Here is an 18525-nt window from a genome sequence, read left to right as displayed (position 1 = left end):
TCCCCTATTACTGGCCCTTGCACGAGCCCGCACTTCACGAACCCGGGTCAGACCTCACTTCCGGACAAGCGGAGGCGTGCGCCGGAACCTGTCGACCGCGGCTGAATGTATCTGCACGACCGCCCTCTGCAACAGGTCAATCGGACGAGAATTCTGGGCACGGCCGATCGGCGATATGACCTCAAGTGCCGCTAAAACAGGGCAAGTCGGGTCAGACAAAGAGGAACAGAAGGGGCATAAGCCGCACCAATTTTGCGCACAACTTGTCCGCATCTCATATGCGTTCGATACGCGCGTGGGGCGGATGCGACGGAAGCGACATCAAACCTTATCGCTTCCCGGAACGCGGAATCGCCTCCTCCGGTGCTGCCGGAGGAGGCGATTCGAAGATTTTCGATCTGTTGACGATTCAGCGGAATTTCGGCCCGCGCGAAGCCCTTGACCGGCGCGTACCCGCGAATCGTTCGGTTATCGGCGCGACGAGGCGCCGGCGACGGCGACGGCCTCAGCAGCCGCCGGCGACCGCCGGGATGATCGAGACGCCGGCGCCGTCAGGCGTGGGGGTCTCCAGGCCCTGCTCGAAGCGGACGTCGTCGTCGTTCACGTACACGTTGACGAAGCGGCGCAGCTTGCCCTCGTCGTCCAGGACGCGGGCGCCGATGCCGGTGTGGTTCTTGTCCAGGTCCGTCAGCACCTCGGAGAGCGTGCCGCCCTCGGCGGTCACCTCGGCACGGCCGTCGGTGTAGGTGCGCAGGATGGTCGGGATGCGGACGTTGACGCTCATGGGGCTACTGCCTTCCGTGGTGCGGGTGCGGAGGGTTCGGGAGGAATGCGGCGTACGGGGATGCGGTGTACGGGGATGCGGTGTACGGAGATGCGGCGTGCGTACGCGGCGTACGTATCAGCGCGCGCGGCTCAGGCGAGGCCCGCCGCGCGGAACGCGTCCAGGTTCGGGCGGATCACGGCCGAGGGCCCGGTCGTCGGCGCGACCGCGTCCAGGGTCTTGAGCCCGTCGCCGGTGTTGAGGACGACGGTGGTCAACGACGGGTCCAGCGCGCCCTCTTCGATCAGCTTCTTCGTCACGCCGACGGTCACGCCGCCCGCGGTCTCGGCGAAGATGCCCTCGGTGCGGGCCAGCAGCTTGATCGCGTCGACGACCTGCGCGTCGGTCACGTCCTCCACCGCGCCGCCGGTGCGCCGGGCGATGTCCAGGACGTACGGGCCGTCCGCCGGGTTGCCGATGGCGAGCGACTTGGCGATGGTGTCCGGCTTCTGCGGCTTGACCACGTCGTGCCCGGCCTTGAAGGCGGCCGACACCGGCGAGCAGCCCTCGGCCTGGGCGCCGAAGATCTTGTACGGCTTGTCCTCGACGAGCCCGAGCGCGATCAGCTCCTTGAGACCCTTGTCGATCTTCGTGAGCTGGGAGCCCGAGGCGATCGGGATGACGAGCTGGTCCGGCAGCCGCCAGCCGAGCTGCTCGCAGATCTCGTACGCGAGGGTCTTGGAGCCCTCCGCGTAGTACGGGCGGAGGTTCACGTTCACGAAGCCCCAGCCCTCGCCGAGCGGGTCGCCGATGAGCTCCGAGCAGAAGCGGTTCACATCGTCGTACGTGCCCTCGATGCCGACCAGGTCGCCGCCGTACACCGCGGCCATCACGACCTTGCCCTGCTCCAGGTCGTGCGGGATGAACACGCAGGACCGCAGCCCCGCGCGGGCCGCGGCCGCGCCGACCGCGCCGGCCAGGTTGCCGGTTGAGGAGCAGGAGAGCGTGGTGAAGCCGAAGGCGCGGGCCGCCTCGACGGCGATCGCCACGACGCGGTCCTTGAAGGAGTGCGTCGGGTTGCCGGAGTCGTCCTTGACGTGCAGCTCGCCGGTCACGCCGAGCTCGCGCGCGAGGTGGTCGGCCTTGACCAGCTTGGTGAAGCCGGGGTTGATGTTGGGCTTCGAGGCCACGTCCTCGGGGACGGGCAGCAGCGGGGCGTACCGCCAGATGTTGTCGGGGCCCTCCGAGATCCGCTTGCGGAGGGCTTCGGGATCGCCGCCGGGAAGGTCGTACGAGATCTCCAGCGGCCCGAAACACTCGATGCAGGCGAAGACGGGGCCGAGCGGGAAGCGCTCCCCGCACTCGCGGCAGGACAGGGCGGCGGCGGGGCCGAGACGGACGGCGTCGGCGTTACGGTTGCCCTGTTCAGGAGCTTGCACAGCCATGAAGGCGAGGCCCTTTCTCCTCATCTTTCCCATGGCGTATCTCGCCATGAGACGGAATTGGCACCTTCCCGAGTCAGGGACCTCGCGATGACACGAACCTGACTGGAGGGTTGCCGGGGCTTCAACGGGCCGTTCCCTCTGCCCCTCTGGATGAGCTGTATGAAGTTTTCCGCGGTCGGCCTGCGGCCCTGAGCGGGCCGGACGCAAAGCGACCCCGACATGCGGTCGCCATCCGCGTTGTTCAAGACTGTAACCGACGCCACCGACTCTTGAGATAGTCGTCCGAACCGCGAGATGGATCACATGGGGAGCATGATTGGGCAGCCTGGGCCTGAGCAGGCCCTGCGGGCAGCGCAGCACGACGTGCGGGCGGCCGTTCCGGCCGCGGAGCACGACGTGCTGCCGGAAGTGGCGGAGTGGCTGGAGCGGCGCTCCTTCCCGGCGGACCGCCAACTCCCCCTGGAACGGCTGCTGTCCGCGAAACGCAGCACGGGCAGCAGCGTCAGCGTGGTGCTCCCCGCGCTCAACGAGGAACGCACCGTCGGCGAGATCGTCACCGTCATCCGGCGCGAGCTGATGAGCGAGGAGGCGCCGCTCGTCGACGAGCTCGTCGTCCTCGACTCCGGCTCGCACGACCGTACGGGCGAGGTCGCGGCGGCCGCCGGGGCGCGGGTCGTGCACCGTGACGAGGTGCTGCCGCGGATACCCGCGCTGCCGGGCAAGGGCGAGGTGCTGTGGCGCTCGCTGCTCGCCACCAGCGGCGACGTGGTCTGCTTCGTCGACGCCGACCTCGTCGACTTCTCCGCCTCCTTCGTCACCGGCATCGTCGGCCCGCTGCTGACCGATCCGCGGTTGCAGCTCGTCAAGGCCATGTACGACCGGCCGATGGGCTCCGACCCGGCGGGCGGCGGCCGGGTCACCGAGCTGATGGCCCGGCCCCTGCTCAACATGCACTGGCCGCAGCTCGCCGGCTTCGTGCAGCCGCTCGGCGGCGAGTACGCGGCCCGCCGCTCGCTCCTGGAGCGGCTGCCGTTCCCTGTGGGGTACGGGGTCGAGATCGGGCTCCTCATCGACGCGCTCCAGCTGTGCGGGCTCGACGCCCTGGCGCAGGCGGACGTGGGCGTACGCCGGCACCGTCACCAGAGCGGGCAGGCACTCGGCCGGATGGCGGCGGCCATCTACCGCACCGCGCAACTCCGCCTCTCCCGCGGCCACTTGGTGCGAGCGGCCCTGACCCAGTACACCCGAGCCGACTCCGGCACAGGCTTCACCCCCCACACCCACCCCGTGGACACGGAGGAGCGGCCGCCGATGGGGGAGATCGCGGAGTATGTACGGAGCAGGGCGGCGTAGCTTTTGCGCCGGCAGCTCCTTTTCCGCCCCCGCCTCCCCGCACGAGCTGTGGGCATTCGTTCCGTCGGGGCGAGGGGGGTACCTCCCTACTCGGAGCGAAGTCGAAGAGCTTGGGGGAGGGTGGGCACAGCGGACCGCAGCCCCCGCACCCGCGCCACCACGCACCCAACGGGGCCCGGGGCGCAGCCCCGGAAGCAGGGGCAGCCAGAGGCCACCCCGTAGCGCAAGGTGACCGAAGCAAGGCGGGGCTCCACGTTTCGCCACCCGGCGCGAGGGCTACGCTCCGAACCATGGTCCAGGAACTCGCCCGCGTCCTCGTCGCCTCGAACCGCGGCCCGGTGACCTACACCCCCGCCGACGACGGCACCCTGACCGCGAAACGCGGCGGCGGCGGCCTCGTCTCGGGCCTCTCGGCGATCGGCACGGACGCGGGCGCCCTGTGGGTGTGCGCCGCACTCGGCGAAGGCGACCGCGAGGCGGCCCGCCGGGCCGCGGCCCGGCAGCCGGACCGCCTCCCCCCGGAGGACACCGGCGACCAGCCGGTCCGCATGCTGGACATCCCCGAGCACACCTTCACGGCCGCGTACAACGGCATCGCCAACTCGGTCCTGTGGTTCGTCCACCACCTGCTGTACCAGACCCCCCTCGAGCCGTCCTTCGACGCCGGTTTCGAGGACATGTGGGCCTCGTACGAGCGCTACAACGCCGCCTTCGCCGCCGCCCTCGCCGAGGAGGCGGCGGAAGGCGCGGCCGTACTGGTGCAGGACTACCACCTCACGCTGGTGCCAGGGATGCTCCGCGAACGCCGCCCCGACCTGCGCATCGGCCACTTCTCGCACACCCCGTGGGCGCCCGCCGACTACTACCGGATGCTGCCCGACGCCGTGGCGGCCGAGGTGCTGCGGGGGATCCTCGGCGCGGACCGCGCCGCGTTCCTCACCCGCCGCTGGGCCGCGGCCTTCGCGGAGTGCTGCGAACGGGTGCTGGGCGCGGAAGTCGCGTACGGCGAGAGCGAGTTGACCGTCACGCACGAGGGCCGCAGCACCCGCCTCGGCGTGCACGGGCTCGGCGCCGACGCGGACTTCCTGCGCGAACGGTCCCGCCGCGAGGACGTGGACGAGCGGATGGCGCAGCTCCGCGAGCAGATCGGCACGGGTGCGGACGGGTCACGGCGCCGTACCGTCGTACGCGTCGACCGCACCGAGCTCTCCAAGAACATCGTGCGCGGCCTGCACGCCTACCGGCGCCTGCTCGCCGACCGCCCGGAATGGCACGGCGAGGTCGTCCACCTGGCCTTCGCCTACCCGTCCCGGCAGGACCTGGCCGTATACCGCGACTACACCGAGCAGGTCTCGCGCGTCGCCGAGGAGATCAACGCGGCCTTCGGCACCCCGGACTGGACCCCGGTCGTGCTGCATGTGAAGGACGACTTCGCGCGCTCGCTGGCCGCCTACCGGATGGCGGACGTGGCGCTGGTCAACCCGATCAGGGACGGCATGAACCTGGTCGCCAAGGAGGTCCCGGTCGTCTCCGACGAGGGCTGCGCCCTGGTGCTCTCCCGCGAGGCGGGCGCCTACGCCGAACTCGGCGAGGACGCCCTGGTGGTCAACCCCTACGACGTGACCGCCACAGCCGAGGCCCTCCACACGGCCCTCACCATGGAGCGGGACGACCGCGCGGAACGCACAAAGCGCCTGACAGCAGCGGCAACAGCACTCCCCCCGGAACGCTGGTTCCTGGACCAGCTACGGGCGCTGGGAGGGTGAGGGAGCGGGGTCGAAGGAGAGTGATCGGCCCTTGGGGGCCCTCCCCCTCCCCTACCCCTCCACCCCCTCCGCCACCCCCGCCAGCAGCTCGACCACGCCCGCCGGACCGTCGACCACCAGGTCTGCTCGGGCCGCGAGTTCGGTCACCTCGTCCGAGCCGCTGCATACCAGCAGGCCCCGTACTCCCTCTCCTCTCAGGTGTTCCACCGCGTCGAAGGCGGCGAGGTCGCCGAGGTCGTCGCCCGCGTACAGGACGGTCTCGGCTCCCGTCTCGCGCAGGAAGCCCTCCAGCGCCGCGCCCTTGTCCACACCCGGCGGGCGCAGCTCCAGCACCATGCGGCCGGGCTCGATGACCAGCCCGTGCCGTGCGGCGAACGCGGTGAGCGGCTCCCTCAGCAGGTCGAAGGCCGCCTGGGGCCGCTCGGCGCGCCGGGTGTGCACGGCGACCGCACGCCCCTTGTCCTCCGTCCAGGTGCCGGGCGGCGCACCCAAGTCCGTGAGGAGCGAGGGGAGTTCGGCCCTCGCGGCGGCCACCCCCGGCGGCTCCCCGGGCGCCCGCACCTCCCCGCTCGCCGCGTCCCAGCGCTCGGCCCCGTACGCGCCCAGCACCGTCAGGTGGTCCAGTCCCGGCGCGCCCGCGAAGCCTCCGTACCGCACGGCGGCGTCGGCGGGGCGGCCGGTGATCACCGCGACGGCCCGGAGCCGGGGCGCGAGCCGGGACAGGACGGGGACGGCGTCCGGGTGGGCGCGGGCCTGCTCGGGGTCGGCGACGATCGGGGCGAGGGTGCCGTCGAAGTCCACGGCGACGGCGGCCCGTTCGGGCGCGTGCAGGAGGGCGTCGAGTGCGGCCCGGCCGGCCGCGGTGCGGGGTGTGGGAAGGGCCATGCGGTGACCCTACCCACGCCCCGCCGCTGCCGGACGGGTCAGCGTATGCGGCGGCGCTCCTCGCGGCGTGCGCGCAGCCTGTTGACCGTGACGGGGTCGTGGGCGAGGGCGTACGGATCGTCGAGGAGGGCGTTGAGCACCTGGTAGTAACGGGTGGGCGAGAGGTCGAGCTGCTCGCGTATGGCGCGCTCCTTGGCGCCGGGGCCCGTCCAGGCGCCGCGCTCCAGCGCCAGGACGCGCGTATCGCGCTCGGAGAGGCCGCGGACCGGGATCGGTGCGGGCTCCGCTTCACGTACCTCAGTCATGACAACAACGTACTGGGGGCCACTGACAATCCGGCCCGTAAGGCCGTGACCTGCGGTGATGGGACTGCCAGTGGCCCGGGGAGCAGGCTGCGGGGTCAGCGGGAGGAGGACTCCTCCGCCTCGGCCTTGCGCTGGAGGGAGCCGAGCACGTTGGCGGGGTCGTCGGTGACGGCCTTGCCGATGTTCTCCTTGATGTCGGCGCTGACGTGCGCCCAGGAGACCTTGCCCGCCGGGTAGAACTCGGCGCTGGAGAGCTGGTCGAGGAAGCGCCACAGCTTCTTGTGGCTGCTGTCCTGGCGCATGCGGCGGCTGGCCGAGGTGGTGACCGGCAGCATGTCGTAGCGGTCGGCGAAGGCGTAGTGGTTCTTCTCGTCGTAGACGAAGTTGAGGAACTTCGCTATCTCCTTGCGCCGGCCGTTCTGCTTGAAGGCCATCAGCCAGTCGGCGACGCCCATGGTCGCCTTCGCCGTGCCGTCCTTGCCGGGCAGCTCGGCTGTGCCGTAGTCCACCCCGCCGCGCTTGGCCTGCTGCATCAGCGTGGGGTGGCCGTTGAGCATGCCGACCTCGCCGCGGCTGAACGCGTCGAAGAGGGTCTGCCGGTCGGTGCCGCCCGGGTCGGGGTTGGTCAGCTTCGCGCCGACCAGGTCGTCCTTGAGCCAGCGGAACGCCTCGACGTTCTCCTCGGAGTCGATGGTGTAGGTGCCGACCTCGTCCGCGTAGCCGCCGCCCGCGCTGAGCATCCACATCATGGTCTCGGCCGGCGCCTCCTCGGGCCCGAGCGGAAGCCCGTACGGGATCTTCACTCCGGACGACTTGAGGGCCTTGGCGGCCGACTTGAGGTCGCTCCAGCTCTTCGGCGGGTCGCTGGGGTCGAGCCCGGCCTTCGCGAAGAGCGTCTTGTTGAAGAAGAGAAGGCGGGTGCTGGCCGCGAACGGCAGCCCGTACTGGACCCTGATGACCTCGCCCGCCTCGGCGAGACCGGGGATGAAGTCGGCCTGGGTGGGGATGGAGAGGACGTCGCTGGCCGGGTAGAGCTTGTCCTGGCTGGCGTAGTTGGCGTACGCGCCGATCTGCGCGATGTCCGGGGCCTTGCCGTCCCGCACCAGGTCGGCGACCTTCTTGTCGACGTCGTTCCAGCTGTAGACCTCGACGTCCACCGTGATGCCGGGGTTCTTCTTCGTGAACGCGCGCGAGACCTGCTCCCAGTAGTCCCTTGAGCTGTTGTCACCGCCGGGGTCGCCGTAGTCGGCCGCGATCAGTTTGAGTGCGCCCTCGCCGGTGCCCGCCCCGGTGCCGCAGCCCGAAGCGGCCAGCCCGGCGGCCCCCGCAACTCCCGTCGCCAGCCCCAGAAAACGCCGACGCTCCACTGGTTTACCCCTTACGCCCGTTCAAGTCCTGACTGCACCGTGGTCACACTCACTCCCGACGGCCCGCACAGGACCCCCAATACCGGAACGTGAGTCTCCCCCCAATACCCCACAAGGTCTACACCACGGGCGGTGGCGATGCGGAAACGGGCCGCCGCGGAAACGAGCCCGTTCCGGACGCTCCGGCACGAACGGGGAAAGCCGGACCGGACCCGGCACAATGCCGCGAGTGGACTAGACCTCTTCCGGGTTCTCGCGGACACTTGGCGGTGTGAGTCGCCGTGAAGCCGAACCAACCCAGCGCTATGTCATCGCCCTCGACGTGGGCGGCACGGGCATGAAGGCCGCCCTGATCGGCCCGGACAACGAGCTGCTGTACGAGGACCGCCGCGCCACCGACCGCGAGCGCGGCCCGGACGCCGTCGCCGAGGGGATCCTCGGCTTCGCCGCCGAGCTGCGGGACCACGGGGCGCACAAGTTCGGCGCAGCGCCCGAGGCCGTCGGCGTCGCGGTGCCCGGCATCGTCGACGACGCCAACGGCGTGGCCGTCTACTCCGCGAACATCGGCTGGCGCGACCTCCCGCTGCGCGCCCTGCTCCAGGAGCGGCTGGGCGCGGGGCTCCCGGTGGCGCTCGGCCACGACGTACGCACCGGCGGTCTGGCCGAGGGGCGGATCGGCGCGGGCGACGGCGTGGACCGGTTCCTGTTCGTGCCCCTGGGCACCGGCATCGCCGGGGCGATCGGCATCGACGGGAGGGTCGAGCCGGGGGCGCACGGCAGCGCGGGCGAGATCGGGCACATCACGGTGCGCCCGCAGGACGGGCCCGAGTGCCGCTGCGGGCAGCGCGGCTGCCTGGAGATGCTGGCCTCGGCCGCGGCGGTCGGGCGCGCGTGGGCCGCGGCCTCGGGGGACGCCACGATGACCGCGGCCGACTGCGCCGAGGCCGTAGGGGCGGGCGACCCCGCGGCGCTGGCCGTGTGGCACGACGCGGTGGACGCCCTCGCGGCGGGGCTGGTCACCGCGCTGACCCTGCTCGACCCCCGTACGCTGATCGTCGGCGGCGGGCTGGCCGAGGCGGGCGACCTGCTCTTCGTGCCGCTGCGCGAGGCGGTCCGCGAGCGGGTCACCTTCCAGCAACTCCCCACGATCGTTCCCGCGGCGCTGGGCGATGCCGCGGGCTGCCTGGGCGCGGGACTTCTCGCCTGGGATCTTCTCTCCGCGGAGGTTTCGAGCCGATGAGCCCTACCGGCACTGTTCCGACCACCGGCGGCAAGGGGCCGCAGAGCGCGCGCACCGTGCTGGCCGGCGCCAGCGTGGTGCTGCCCACCGGGGTGGCCGAGGGGCGCAGGCTGACCGTGGAGGGCGCGCGCATCGCGGAGGACTCCCCCGCGCACGAGGCGGTGGACACCCTCGACCTGTCCGGGCACTGGGTGGTGCCCGGCTTCGTCGACATGCACGTGCACGGCGGCGGCGGCGCGTCCTTCTCCGCGGGTACGGCCGACGAGGCCATGAAGGTCATCGACACCCACCGGCGGCACGGCACCACCACCATGGCCGCCTCCACCGTCACCGGCGAACTCTCCGAACTCGCCCACCAGGCGGGCGTCCTGAGCGAGCTCGCCGAGCAGGGCGAGCTGGCCGGCGTGCACTTCGAGGGCCCCTTCATCTCGCAGCACCGGTGCGGCGCGCACGAGCCGACCCTGCTGCGCGACCCCGACCCGGCCGACGTACGCAAGCTGATCGACGCGGCGCGCGGCTCGGCGGTCATGATGACCCTCGCGCCCGAACTGCCGGGCGGGCTCGACTCGGTGCGGCTGCTGGCCGAGCACGGGGTGCTCGCCGCTGTGGGGCACACGGACTCCTCGTACGACCTGACGCTGGAGGCCGTCGAGGCGGGGGCGACGGTCGCGACGCACCTGTTCAACGCGATGCCCGCGCTCGGACACCGGGCCCCGGGTCCCGTCGTGGCGCTGCTGGAGGACGAGCGGGTGACCGTCGAGCTGATCAACGACGGGACCCATCTGCACCCCGCCGTGGTCGAGTTGGCCTTCCACCGCGCGGGACCCGGGCGGGTCGCGTTCATCACCGACGCGATGGGCGCGGCCGGCATGGGCGACGGCCGCTATCCGCTCGGCCCGATGGAGGTCGACGTGAAGGACGGCGTCGCGCGGCTCGTCGAGGGCGGCTCCATCGCGGGCTCGACGCTGACCCTGGACACCGCGTTCCGCCGGGCGGTCACCGTGGACGGGCTGCCGGTCGCCGACGCGGTGCGCGCCCTGTCCCTGAACCCGGCGCGGCTGCTCGGCGTCGACGACCGCGTCGGTTCGCTGGAGCCGGGCAAGGACGCCGATCTGGTCGTGCTGGACGGCGAGTTCACACTGCGCGGGGTCATGCGCAAGGGCGAGTGGGTGGTCCGCCCCTAGGAGGCCGGACGAGGGCCGGGCATCCCGTACGGGGTGGTCCCGGCATCCCGTACGGGGGTGATCCCGGTATCCCGTACGGGGTCGGCCCGGATGTCCCGTACGGGCCGGCCCGGGCGATCCGTACGGGGGCGCCCCTCAGGCCCCGTACGCGGTTACCCCGGGTCGCCAGCGCGCGGCGCCGATGGCATGATCGCTCGCGCAGTTGTCTACGGGGCGAGCATGTCAAACCAGGGGGTGGCTCCCGGTGATCCTCACCGTCACGCTCAACTCCGCGCTCGACCTGACCTATCGGGTGGCGGGACTGGCCGTGCACGGCTCGAACCGTGTCGAAGAGGCCTCCGAGCGCCCCGGCGGCAAGGGCCTCAACGTGGCCAGGGTGCTGGCCGGGCTCGGGCACGACGCCGTGGTCACGGGTCTGGTGGGCGGCGGCACGGGAGCGGCGCTGCGGGCGATGCTCGCCGCCGAGGGCTCCGTGACGGACGCGCTGGTCAGCGTCGACGGCGCCACCCGGCGCACGGTCGGCGTCGTGGACACCGCGACAGGCGACACCACGCAGCTCAACGAGCCGGGCCCGCACGTCACTTCGCACGAGTGGGAAGCGCTGCTGGAGCGGTACGCGGACCTGCTGCCCGGCGCCGACGCGGTCGCGCTGTGCGGCAGCCTCCCGCCGGGAGTGCCGGTGGGCGCGTACGCCCGCCTCGTACGGGATGCCAGGGACGCCGGCGTGCCTGTGCTGCTGGACACCAGCGGCGAACCCCTGCGGCGCGGCCTCGCGGCGCGCCCCGACGTGGTCAAGCCGAACGCGGAGGAGCTGGCCGGGGTCACCGGCATCACGGGGAGCACGGCCCCGCTGCGCGCGGCGCGTGCGGCGCAGCGGCGCGGGGCGCGCGCCGTCGTCGCCTCGCTGGGCGCGCAGGGGCTCATCGCCGTGACACAGGAGGGCAGTTGGCGTGCCGTGCCGCCGGAGTCGCTGTCGGGGAATCCCACCGGCGCGGGCGACTCGGCGGTCGCCGGACTGCTGTCGGGCCTGGTGGAGGACCTGCCCTGGCCCGACAGGCTGGCCCGCGCCGTGGCGCTGTCGGCGGCGACCGTACGGGCGCCGGCCGCGGGCGAGTTCGACCCGGAGACCTATGACGCGGTGCTGCCGCGGGTGAAGGTGAACGAGCAGCTGCCCTAGGGGGCTAGGGAGCTAGGGCCCTAAGGGGCCTCCCCTAGGGGGCCGGCTCGTCAGGGGTCGGCTCGTCAGCCGCCGTTGGGCGGACCGATCCAGACCTGGTCGAGGTTGACGTCGCACTTGTCGCCGTCGCCGCAGGAGAGCTTGAGGGTGTTCACGCCCTTGTTGAGCTGCACCAGGGACCAGGAGTTCTGCCAGCCCTTCCAGTCACCGTCGGACGTGTTCATGTAGTTCTTCATGTCCATCCCGGTCTGGTGCGGCCGGCCGTTCACAGCGAGCGAGAGGTGCATGTCCTTGCCGGGGGTGGCGTACTGCGTGTACAGCCGGTACTGGCCTGGCTTGTCGACCTTGACGGTCCAGGTGGCCGCGGCGCCGGGCTTGTTGAAGCCGGTCACATAGGTGCCGCCTGCGGCCTTCGCGCCCGGCTCGTCCGAGGCGGTGGTGGGGCCGCCCGCCAGGCGCAGCTTGGCGGCGTCCTCCTTCGGGAGGGCCTTCGGGTCCTGCTTCGCCTGGTCCTTGGAGCTCTGCTGCTGGGTCTGCTTCGGGGACTTGCTGGGCTCTCCGCCCGCCTTGTCCTGCGCGTTGCCGTCGTTGTTGAAGACCACGGCGGTGCCTATGCCTATGACCACCGCTGCTACGACCGCCAGCGCGCCGATCAGCAGCCCGTTGTGATTGCGGCCGCCGCCCCGGCGTCCGCCACCGCCGTGGCCGCCGTGCGCGCCGTGGCCGTTGGGCGGCGGCGCGGGCGGGCCCTGGCGCGCGGCGGCGCGGCCGCCGGGCATGGTCTCGGGCGCCGCGTAGTGCGCGTTGGGCTGCGGGCGCTCGCCGTACTGCTGCCCGCCGTACTGCCGCTCACCGACGGCGCGGACCTGGTTGTACGAGCGACGGGGGACGTTGGCGTGCTGCTGCTGTGCCGTCGAGCCGTCCCCGCCGTCCTGGCGGTAGAGGTAGGCGAACGGGTCGTCGCCCTCGGGCGCGTCCGTGCCGTTGTTCTCGGCGGTCATCCCCTGTCACTCCTTACTGCGTCAGGTATCCGGCCGAGCCTACCTCTCTATCAGGGGGCGGTAGCCAACGCCGAAATGATCAGGGGCGGTACACGGTGTGAAACCCGCCATGGCGCATCACGGCGGCATCACGGGGGCATTACGGGCGGCCGGTCAGCCCGCCCGCCGCGCGCTCTTGGACCGTGACCGCTTCTCCACGTACATCCGCTGGTCGGCGGACTGCAGCACCTCTTCGGCCGTCATGCCGCAGCACGCCCAGCCGATGCCGAAGCTCGCTCCGACCCGCACCGCGCGCCCGTCCACCCGGATCGGCGGGATGATCGCGTTCCGCAGGCGTACGGCGAGGTCCTGGGCGTCAGCCGGGCCGAGCCCGTCGGCCAGCACCACGAACTCGTCGCCCCCGAGCCGCGCCACCGTGTCGTTGTCCCGTACGCCGTCCGAAAGCCGACGGGCCACCTCGACCAGCACCGCGTCGCCGCAGTGGTGCCCGAAGCGGTCGTTGATCGACTTGAAGCCGTCCAGATCGCAGAAGAGGACAGCGAGCCCCTTCTCGCCCTGCCCGCCCTCCGGGGGTACGGCGTGTACGTGGTGGTCGTACGGGGTCTTGCCGGGGCCGAGGGGGCCGGGGGCGCCGCGCCGCGGGCCCAGCGCGTCGATGCCGGCGGGGCCGTCGAGCAGGTCGAGGCCCTCCACCTCGTCGGCGCCGTAACCGTGCCCGTCGACGCCGTATCCGTGGCCGTGCCCGTTCGCCTCCAGCACGTCGCCGGCGACCGGGCCGGGGTTGGCGCACAGCCGGGCGTTCAGCCGGGCGCGGAGCTCGGCGCTGTTGGGCAGCCCGGTCAGCGAGTCGTGGCTGGCGCGGTGCGCGAGGGCCAGCTCGTGCCGCTTGCGCTCCTCGATGTCCTCGACGTGGGTGAGCAGGAAGCGCGGCCCGTCCGCCGCGTCCGCCACCACGGAGTTGCGCAGCGAGACCCACACATAGGAGCCGTCCCTGCGCGCGAGCCGCAGCTCGGCCTGGCCGCCCTCGGCCGAGGTGCGCAGCAGCGTGCCGATGTCCTCGGGGTGCACCAGGTCGGAGAACGAATACCGGCGCATCGCGGAGGCGGGGCGGCCCAGCAGCCTGCACAGCGCGTCGTTCGCGCGTATGAGGCGGCCGTGCTGGTCGCCGCCCATCTCCGCGACGGCCATGCCGCTCGGCGCGTACTCGAACGCCTGCCGGAAGCTCTCCTCGCTGGCCCGCAGCGCTGACTGCTCGCGCTCCAGGCGTACGAGGGCGCGCTGCATGTTGGAGCGCAGCCGCGCGTTGCTGATCGCGATGGCGGCCTGGAACGAATACATCTGCAGGGCCTCGCGGCCCCAGGCGCCGGGGCGGCGGCCGTTGCGCGGGCGGTCCACCGAGAGCACGCCGAGCAGCTCGCCGTCGGAGGCGTAGAGCGGAGCGAAGAGGCGGTCCATCGGGTGCCACTCGTCGGCGAAGCGGGGCGCGGGTCCGGTGGGCCGCCACTGCGGCACATCGTCGTCGTCCAGGACCCAGCCCTCGGTGTACGGGATGAAGCGCAGCTCACCCCACTTCTCCCCCATCGCGAGGCGGCGGTCCCAGGAGGCGCGCGAGCCGACCCGGCCGGAGAGCATCGCCTCGGCGCCCGCGCTCCCGGCGACGGCGGAGACCACCAGATCGCCGTCGGGGCGTACCAGGTGGACGGCTGCCATCTCGAATCCCAGCCCTTGCACGACGCCGTTGGCGACGGTCTGCAGGGTGTCGGCGAGGCTGCGGGCGGTGTTCAGCTCGGCGACGACGCCGTGCAGCTGACGCAGACTGGCGAGGCGGACATAGGGCTCCGACTCGGTTTCCATCGCCCTCCCCCTGAGCCGTGATTCTTCAACTCCAGGTATGCGTGGTTACCCCTGGTTCGTGGGTGTGCAGGACGCCGTCGTCCGACTGCCAACGGCCACTGAATCACAGCGAGCTGTTCACTCGGTACACAGGGTCAACAATTCATGCCGTCTGTGACTCAAGTCACAAGCTCACATGGTGAGTTGGTGTTCCCTTCCGGTTTCCGGAGTGTTCATTCCGGGGATTGGGGTTCTTCTGCGTTCTTGCAGGTCCGAGCGCCGGGGCCCGAACCCGCCCCGCGCTCCGGATGCGGGCGCGCGCGAGCCGACGGCGGGCGCCCCCGAGTCACGCACGAGCGCCCCTGAGTCCCGTAGGGGTACGAGTGCCCCATGAGCCTCTTGCGGAGTGCGGGTCCCCCGCGTCCCGTACGGGGTTCCGTACGGGACCCGAGTGCCCTTACGGGGCGCCCCTGACTCCCCCGCGGGCGCCCCCGAGCTCTCCCCCGCGGGCGTCCCCGACGTGGGTCCGAAGTCCTACGCGGGTGGTCCCGGAGCCCGATGCGGGCGCGGAACGGCGGCCGTTAGCGTCTTCGCCGTGTCCAACGCAACGCAGCAGCCCGCACCGTCTCCGTACGCCCCGGACCCCGTCTCCGCCCCGGTCCCGGCGCCGGCCCCGGCGCCCTCGCCGTCGCCCGGAGAGCCCGCACCGGAGGCGCGCGCCCCGATGCCCCATGCTGGAGGGGTGAGCGAGGACGAGTTCCGGGCGGCGATGGCACGCCTGGCAGCGGGCGTGGTGCTGGTGTCGTCGTACGACGAGGAGGAGGGCACGGGCGGCGAGCCGGTCGGCATGACCGCGACCGCCTTCGTCTCCGTCTCCCTGGAGCCCCCGCTCGTGATGGTCAGCCTCCGCGAGGGCTCCCGCATGGACGAGCTGCTGGAGCGCCAACCGCTGTGGGCCGCCTCGCTGTTGACCGACGGGCAGCGCCAGACCGCGGGCCGGTTCTCGATGAAGGGGCGGCTCAGCGACCGGCTGCTGTTCTCCGAGCTCCCGCACACGGTGGGCGAGCAGACCGGCGCCCCGCTGGTGGACGGCGCCCTCGCGACCCTGGAGTGCCGCACAGAGCAGCGGGTGCGGGCCGGCGACCACAACCTGATCATCGGGCGCGTGCTGAGCGCCGCGCTGCCGCACAAGGACGACGCGGGGCCGCTGCTGTACTTCCGTGGGCGGTACCGGACGCTGGGCTGAGGGCCGCTGCGCGGGGGTGGGGCCGCGCGGGGCGCCGGACGGCTGGGGCCGCACGGGGCGCCGGGCGCCGCGTTTCGTACGCGGTCCGCGAGGAGCGGGCGCGGGGTCAGTCCCAGTCGCGGCCCGTGCGGCCCCGCTTGATCTGTCCGCGGTGGCGCTTGCTCTGCAGCCTGCGCTCGTTGACCCCGCGCGGAACCTTCTTCTTGCGGCGCGGCCGGGGCGGCGGCGCCGTCGCCTCGGCCAGCAGCGAGGCCATCCGCACCGCGGCGGTCTCCCTGTTGCGCCACTGCGAACGGTGCTCCGACGCACGCACCGTCAGCACCCCGTCGCCGGTCAGCCGGCCCGCGAGGCGCTCCAGCGCGCGCTCGCGCCACACCTCGGGCAGCGCCTGCGTACGGGCCAGGTCGAAGCGCAGCTCGACCTGGCTGTCGCTGGTGTTGACGTGCTGGCCGCCGGGGCCCGAGGAGCGGGAGAAGCGCCACTCCAGCTCGGCCTCCGGCAGGGAGACCGCACCGCGGATGACGTAGGGACCGGACATGTGTCCATGGTCGCGCGCCGCCCCGCCGCACGTCACGGGGTTTTCGCCGGTACGGGGCCGAAGCGGGGGCGGTACGGGGCAGGGAGCGGGGCACCCCTTCGGGTGGCTCGGTAAAGAACGTAAAGAAAGGCACCCGTCACTGGAACCTCCCGCGCCCTCACCCGCGTTGAGGAGGGTGGAGGATACGGACACCCTCACCAGAACCTCACGAGAGAAGGGCATCCCCATGGCTGTCAGCCTGTCCAAGGGCGGCAACGTCTCGCTCACCAAGGAGGCACCGGGCCTCACCGCCGTCACGGTCGGCCTCGGCTGGGACGTCCGCACGACCACGGGCACGGACTTCGACCTGGACGCCAGCGCCATCGCGGTGAACCCCGGCGGCAAGGTCTACTCCGACCAGCACTTCATCTTCTTCAACAACAAGCAGTCGCCGGACCAGTCGATCGTCCACACCGGCGACAACGTCACGGGTGAGGGCGAGGGCGACGACGAGCAGATCAAGGTCAACCTGGCCGGCCTGCCCGCCGACGTGGACAAGATCGTCTTCCCGGTCTCGATCTACGACGCCGAGTCCCGCAGCCAGAACTTCGGCCAGGTACGCAACGCCTTCATCCGCATCGTGAACCAGGCGGACGAGAGCGAGATCGCCCGCTACGACCTCAGCGAGGACGCCGCCACCGAGACCGCCATGGTCTTCGGCGAGCTGTACCGCAGCGGTCAGGAGTGGAAGTTCCGCGCCGTGGGCCAGGGTTACGCCTCGGGCCTGGTCGGCATCGCGCAGGACTTCGGCGTCAACGTCTGACGCAGCGCCGCGTACGCACGGCGTTCCGGCACGGCGTAGGCCGCCGTGCCGAGGCGCCCTGCGCCCTTCCGTGACCCGGCCGCCCCGTCCGCATCCAGCGGGCCGGGCGGCCGGTCCGCGCGGCCCCGCCCCCACGCCGCCGCACCGTCACGCCCCGCCGCGGCAGGCCCACCGCCGCCGCGCCCTCGCTCCGCCGTCGCCACCGTCCCACCGGTCGTCGCCGCCGTCCCACCGGTCACTGCCGTCCCGGCGGCCGTGGCACCATCGGGGCGTGCTCGACATCGGCTATTCGCTCTCCCACCGCTTCCCCGACCCGCCGCAGACGGACTACCGCACGGCGGACGTACGGGCGCTGCGGCACGACCTCTTCTGCGGAGACGTGTATCTGGCCGACACCGAGGAGGACCGCGAGCTGTCCACCGCCTGGGGATGGCTCCCGGTGCTCGACTTCGCCTGGGCGCTCTGCGACATCGCCGAGCAGGTGGACCAGGACCCGCGCGGGAGCCGCTCCCCGGGACCGCAGCGCGCCGAGCTCGACTTCACCGAGAGCGACAGGCTGCTGCGCTTCGAGCGCCGCTTCGGCTGGGTGGACATCACCGCAGACTGGTCGCCGGCCGACGAGCCCCCGCTCTCTTTCCCGCACGACGTGCTGCGCAGGGAGGCCAGGGACTTCCTGCACGACCTGATCGCCGACCTCACGGACATGCACGAGGGGCTGGCCGACAACCCGGTGCTGTGGACCCTGCGCAGCCGCCACCCGCGCGTGTAGGCGTGCAGGGGTACAGGCAGACGTGCAGGCCCGTGCAGGCGTGCGGGCGCACAGGCCCCTGTAAGCGTGCAGGCGCGCAGCCCCTCGCCGGCTCCGCCCCGCGCTCCGTCCCGCCCCGCCCCGCCTCAGTCGCTCACCCGCACCCCCAATTCCGCCGCGAACACCGGTGCCAGCTCCATGAGTTGGGCCGCGCTGATCACCGCGCCTGAGAGCCTGCCGGCCCCCGAAGCGATGCCCAGCTCCGTCGCTCCGCGCAGGTCCACGTCCTTCAGCCCGGCCTGCTCCAGCCGCACGCCGCGCAGCACGCACCCCTCGAAGGACACCCGCTCCAGCGTGGCCCCCGCGAAGTCCGGCTCGACCAGCACGCAGCCCTCGAACGCCACGTCCTTGAGCACCGCCTGACGGAAGTTGGGCACATCGAGCTTGCCCCCGCGCACCCGCACCCTGGTCAGCCGCGCCCCGTGCAGCGCGGCGCCGCCCAGCCGCGCGTCGGCCAGCTCCACGTCCCGCAGCTCGCCCGAGGACAGGTCGGTGCCGACGCCGTGCACCCGCTCCAGCACCGTGCCGATCAGCCGGGACCGCCCCAGGCCCGTGCCGTCGAGCCCGCAGTCGTACAGACCGCACTCCAGGAAGCGCGAGCCCGCCCCGTCCGCGCCCGCGAAGTCCAGCCCCTCGAAGGCCACTCCGTCGTGGTCGCCGTCCGGGCCGAGCCCCGCCGCACCGCTCCCTCCCGCGTAAGGACGCAGCTCGGCCAGGGCCGTCTCCGGCAGCCGCACCCGCGGCATGGCTCTCTTCCCCGCCGTGTTCACCATGGACCTCATGGTGCACGGCGCCACTGACAATGCCTCTCC

17 protein-coding genes and 1 riboswitch are annotated in these 18525 nt (G+C 72.3%); of the genes, 8 read left to right on the top strand and 9 right to left on the bottom strand.

All coding sequences use genetic code 11. The features are described from left to right. Nucleotides 1-505 precede the first annotated feature (505 nt). Nucleotides 506-784: a MoaD/ThiS family protein gene (locus ABEE00_RS00835; protein WP_345743192.1), complete on the bottom strand. Its 279-nt coding sequence runs from the start codon at nt 782-784 to the stop codon at nt 506-508. Nucleotides 785-915: 131 nt separating this feature from the next. Then, on the bottom strand, nt 916-2208 hold the full coding sequence (thrC, locus tag ABEE00_RS00830) for a threonine synthase (RefSeq protein ID WP_345743191.1): 1293 nt from the start codon (nt 2206-2208) through the stop codon (nt 916-918). A 17-nt stretch (nt 2209-2225) separates the two neighbouring features. Next, nucleotides 2226-2365: riboswitch (SAM riboswitch) on the bottom strand. A gap of 239 nt (nt 2366-2604) precedes the next feature. On the opposite strand from thrC, the gene ABEE00_RS00825 reads away from it, so the two are divergent. Further along, nucleotides 2605-3561, top strand: coding sequence for a glucosyl-3-phosphoglycerate synthase (locus ABEE00_RS00825; protein WP_345743518.1), 957 nt, complete (start codon nt 2605-2607; stop codon nt 3559-3561). A gap of 290 nt (nt 3562-3851) precedes the next feature. Continuing rightward, nucleotides 3852-5327, top strand: a complete 1476-nt coding sequence (locus ABEE00_RS00820) for an alpha,alpha-trehalose-phosphate synthase (UDP-forming) (protein ID WP_345743190.1) — start codon at nt 3852-3854, stop codon at nt 5325-5327. Between the two features lie 51 nt (nt 5328-5378). Here ABEE00_RS00820 and otsB read toward each other — a convergent pair whose 3' ends face one another. The 3 genes from otsB to ABEE00_RS00805 all read right to left on the bottom strand — a co-directional run bounded on the left by otsB (nt 5379) and on the right by ABEE00_RS00805 (nt 7884). Then, nucleotides 5379-6212: a trehalose-phosphatase gene (otsB, locus tag ABEE00_RS00815; RefSeq protein ID WP_345743189.1), complete on the bottom strand. Its 834-nt coding sequence runs from the start codon at nt 6210-6212 to the stop codon at nt 5379-5381. Nucleotides 6213-6250: 38 nt separating this feature from the next. Then, complete coding sequence (locus tag ABEE00_RS00810; protein WP_345743188.1) at nt 6251-6517, bottom strand: DUF3263 domain-containing protein; 267 nt, start codon at nt 6515-6517, stop codon at nt 6251-6253. Between the two features lie 95 nt (nt 6518-6612). After that, complete coding sequence (locus ABEE00_RS00805; RefSeq protein ID WP_345743187.1) at nt 6613-7884, bottom strand: extracellular solute-binding protein; 1272 nt, start codon at nt 7882-7884, stop codon at nt 6613-6615. A gap of 337 nt (nt 7885-8221) precedes the next feature. Here ABEE00_RS00805 and ABEE00_RS00800 point away from each other — a divergent pair, with 337 nt between their 5' ends. From ABEE00_RS00800 to ABEE00_RS00790, 3 genes are all read left to right on the top strand, one after another. Then, complete coding sequence (locus ABEE00_RS00800; protein ID WP_451918480.1) at nt 8222-9124, top strand: ROK family protein; 903 nt, start codon at nt 8222-8224, stop codon at nt 9122-9124. Then, the gene (gene nagA, locus ABEE00_RS00795; RefSeq protein WP_345743185.1) at nt 9121-10308 is read left to right on the top strand and encodes an N-acetylglucosamine-6-phosphate deacetylase; all 1188 of its coding nucleotides are present in this window, start codon (nt 9121-9123) and stop codon (nt 10306-10308) included. The genes ABEE00_RS00800 and nagA overlap by 4 nt, the downstream gene beginning before the upstream one ends. A gap of 244 nt (nt 10309-10552) precedes the next feature. Beyond that, nucleotides 10553-11485, top strand: a complete 933-nt coding sequence (locus tag ABEE00_RS00790) for a 1-phosphofructokinase family hexose kinase (RefSeq protein WP_345743184.1) — start codon at nt 10553-10555, stop codon at nt 11483-11485. Between the two features lie 65 nt (nt 11486-11550). Here the strand turns inward: ABEE00_RS00790 and ABEE00_RS00785 are convergent, their stop codons facing one another. After that, a complete protein-coding gene (locus ABEE00_RS00785) occupies nt 11551-12486 on the bottom strand; it encodes a carbohydrate-binding protein (RefSeq protein WP_345743183.1) in 936 nt (311 codons plus the stop codon). A 153-nt stretch (nt 12487-12639) separates the two neighbouring features. Then, nucleotides 12640-14340: a diguanylate cyclase CdgB gene (gene cdgB, locus ABEE00_RS00780; protein ID WP_345743182.1), complete on the bottom strand. Its 1701-nt coding sequence runs from the start codon at nt 14338-14340 to the stop codon at nt 12640-12642. 703 nt (nt 14341-15043) lie between these two features. Here cdgB and ABEE00_RS00775 point away from each other — a divergent pair. Beyond that, nucleotides 15044-15565 carry a flavin reductase family protein gene (locus tag ABEE00_RS00775; RefSeq protein WP_345743517.1) on the top strand — a complete coding sequence of 174 codons (522 nt, stop codon included), beginning with the start codon at nt 15044-15046 and terminating at the stop codon, nt 15563-15565. A 106-nt stretch (nt 15566-15671) separates the two neighbouring features. Here the strand turns inward: ABEE00_RS00775 and arfB are convergent, their stop codons facing one another. Then, on the bottom strand, nt 15672-16103 hold the full coding sequence (gene arfB, locus ABEE00_RS00770; RefSeq protein WP_345743181.1) for an alternative ribosome rescue aminoacyl-tRNA hydrolase ArfB: 432 nt from the start codon (nt 16101-16103) through the stop codon (nt 15672-15674). Nucleotides 16104-16329: 226 nt separating this feature from the next. Between arfB and ABEE00_RS00765 the strand changes: the two genes are divergently transcribed. After that, nucleotides 16330-16905, top strand: a complete 576-nt coding sequence (locus tag ABEE00_RS00765) for a TerD family protein (RefSeq protein WP_345743180.1) — start codon at nt 16330-16332, stop codon at nt 16903-16905. Between the two features lie 271 nt (nt 16906-17176). Further along, nucleotides 17177-17674 carry a hypothetical protein gene (locus tag ABEE00_RS00760; RefSeq protein ID WP_345743179.1) on the top strand — a complete coding sequence of 166 codons (498 nt, stop codon included), beginning with the start codon at nt 17177-17179 and terminating at the stop codon, nt 17672-17674. Nucleotides 17675-17799: 125 nt separating this feature from the next. Here the strand turns inward: ABEE00_RS00760 and ABEE00_RS00755 are convergent, their stop codons facing one another. Then, nucleotides 17800-18486 carry a pentapeptide repeat-containing protein gene (locus tag ABEE00_RS00755; RefSeq protein WP_345743178.1) on the bottom strand — a complete coding sequence of 229 codons (687 nt, stop codon included), beginning with the start codon at nt 18484-18486 and terminating at the stop codon, nt 17800-17802. Between the last annotated feature and the right edge of the window lie 39 nt (nt 18487-18525).

The sequence above is a fragment of the Streptomyces odontomachicola genome (assembly GCF_039605595.1).
Taxonomy (GTDB): Bacteria; Actinomycetota; Actinomycetes; order Streptomycetales; family Streptomycetaceae; genus Streptomyces.
Note: the sequence above shows the minus strand (reverse complement) of the source record. Positions and strands in the feature narration are given on the sequence as shown.

Excerpts from the sequence above, each read along its gene's own strand:
- cdgB (WP_345743182.1), bottom strand. The coding sequence starts at position 14,340 with ATGGAAACCGAGTCGGAGCCCTATGTCCGCCTCGCCAGTCTGCGTCAG.
- ABEE00_RS00835 (WP_345743192.1), bottom strand. The coding sequence starts at position 784 with ATGAGCGTCAACGTCCGCATCCCGACCATCCTGCGCACCTACACCGAC.
- otsB (WP_345743189.1), bottom strand. The coding sequence starts at position 6,212 with ATGGCCCTTCCCACACCCCGCACCGCGGCCGGCCGGGCCGCACTCGAC.
- nagA (WP_345743185.1), top strand. The coding sequence starts at position 9,121 with ATGAGCCCTACCGGCACTGTTCCGACCACCGGCGGCAAGGGGCCGCAG.
- ABEE00_RS00785 (WP_345743183.1), bottom strand. The coding sequence starts at position 12,486 with ATGACCGCCGAGAACAACGGCACGGACGCGCCCGAGGGCGACGACCCG.
- ABEE00_RS00775 (WP_345743517.1), top strand. The coding sequence starts at position 15,044 with ATGCCCCATGCTGGAGGGGTGAGCGAGGACGAGTTCCGGGCGGCGATG.
- ABEE00_RS00820 (WP_345743190.1), top strand. The coding sequence starts at position 3,852 with ATGGTCCAGGAACTCGCCCGCGTCCTCGTCGCCTCGAACCGCGGCCCG.
- ABEE00_RS00765 (WP_345743180.1), top strand. The coding sequence starts at position 16,330 with ATGGCTGTCAGCCTGTCCAAGGGCGGCAACGTCTCGCTCACCAAGGAG.
- ABEE00_RS00755 (WP_345743178.1), bottom strand. The coding sequence starts at position 18,486 with ATGGTGAACACGGCGGGGAAGAGAGCCATGCCGCGGGTGCGGCTGCCG.
- arfB (WP_345743181.1), bottom strand. The coding sequence starts at position 16,103 with ATGTCCGGTCCCTACGTCATCCGCGGTGCGGTCTCCCTGCCGGAGGCC.
- ABEE00_RS00800 (WP_451918480.1), top strand. The coding sequence starts at position 8,222 with ATGAAGGCCGCCCTGATCGGCCCGGACAACGAGCTGCTGTACGAGGAC.
- ABEE00_RS00810 (WP_345743188.1), bottom strand. The coding sequence starts at position 6,517 with ATGACTGAGGTACGTGAAGCGGAGCCCGCACCGATCCCGGTCCGCGGC.
- thrC (WP_345743191.1), bottom strand. The coding sequence starts at position 2,208 with ATGGCTGTGCAAGCTCCTGAACAGGGCAACCGTAACGCCGACGCCGTC.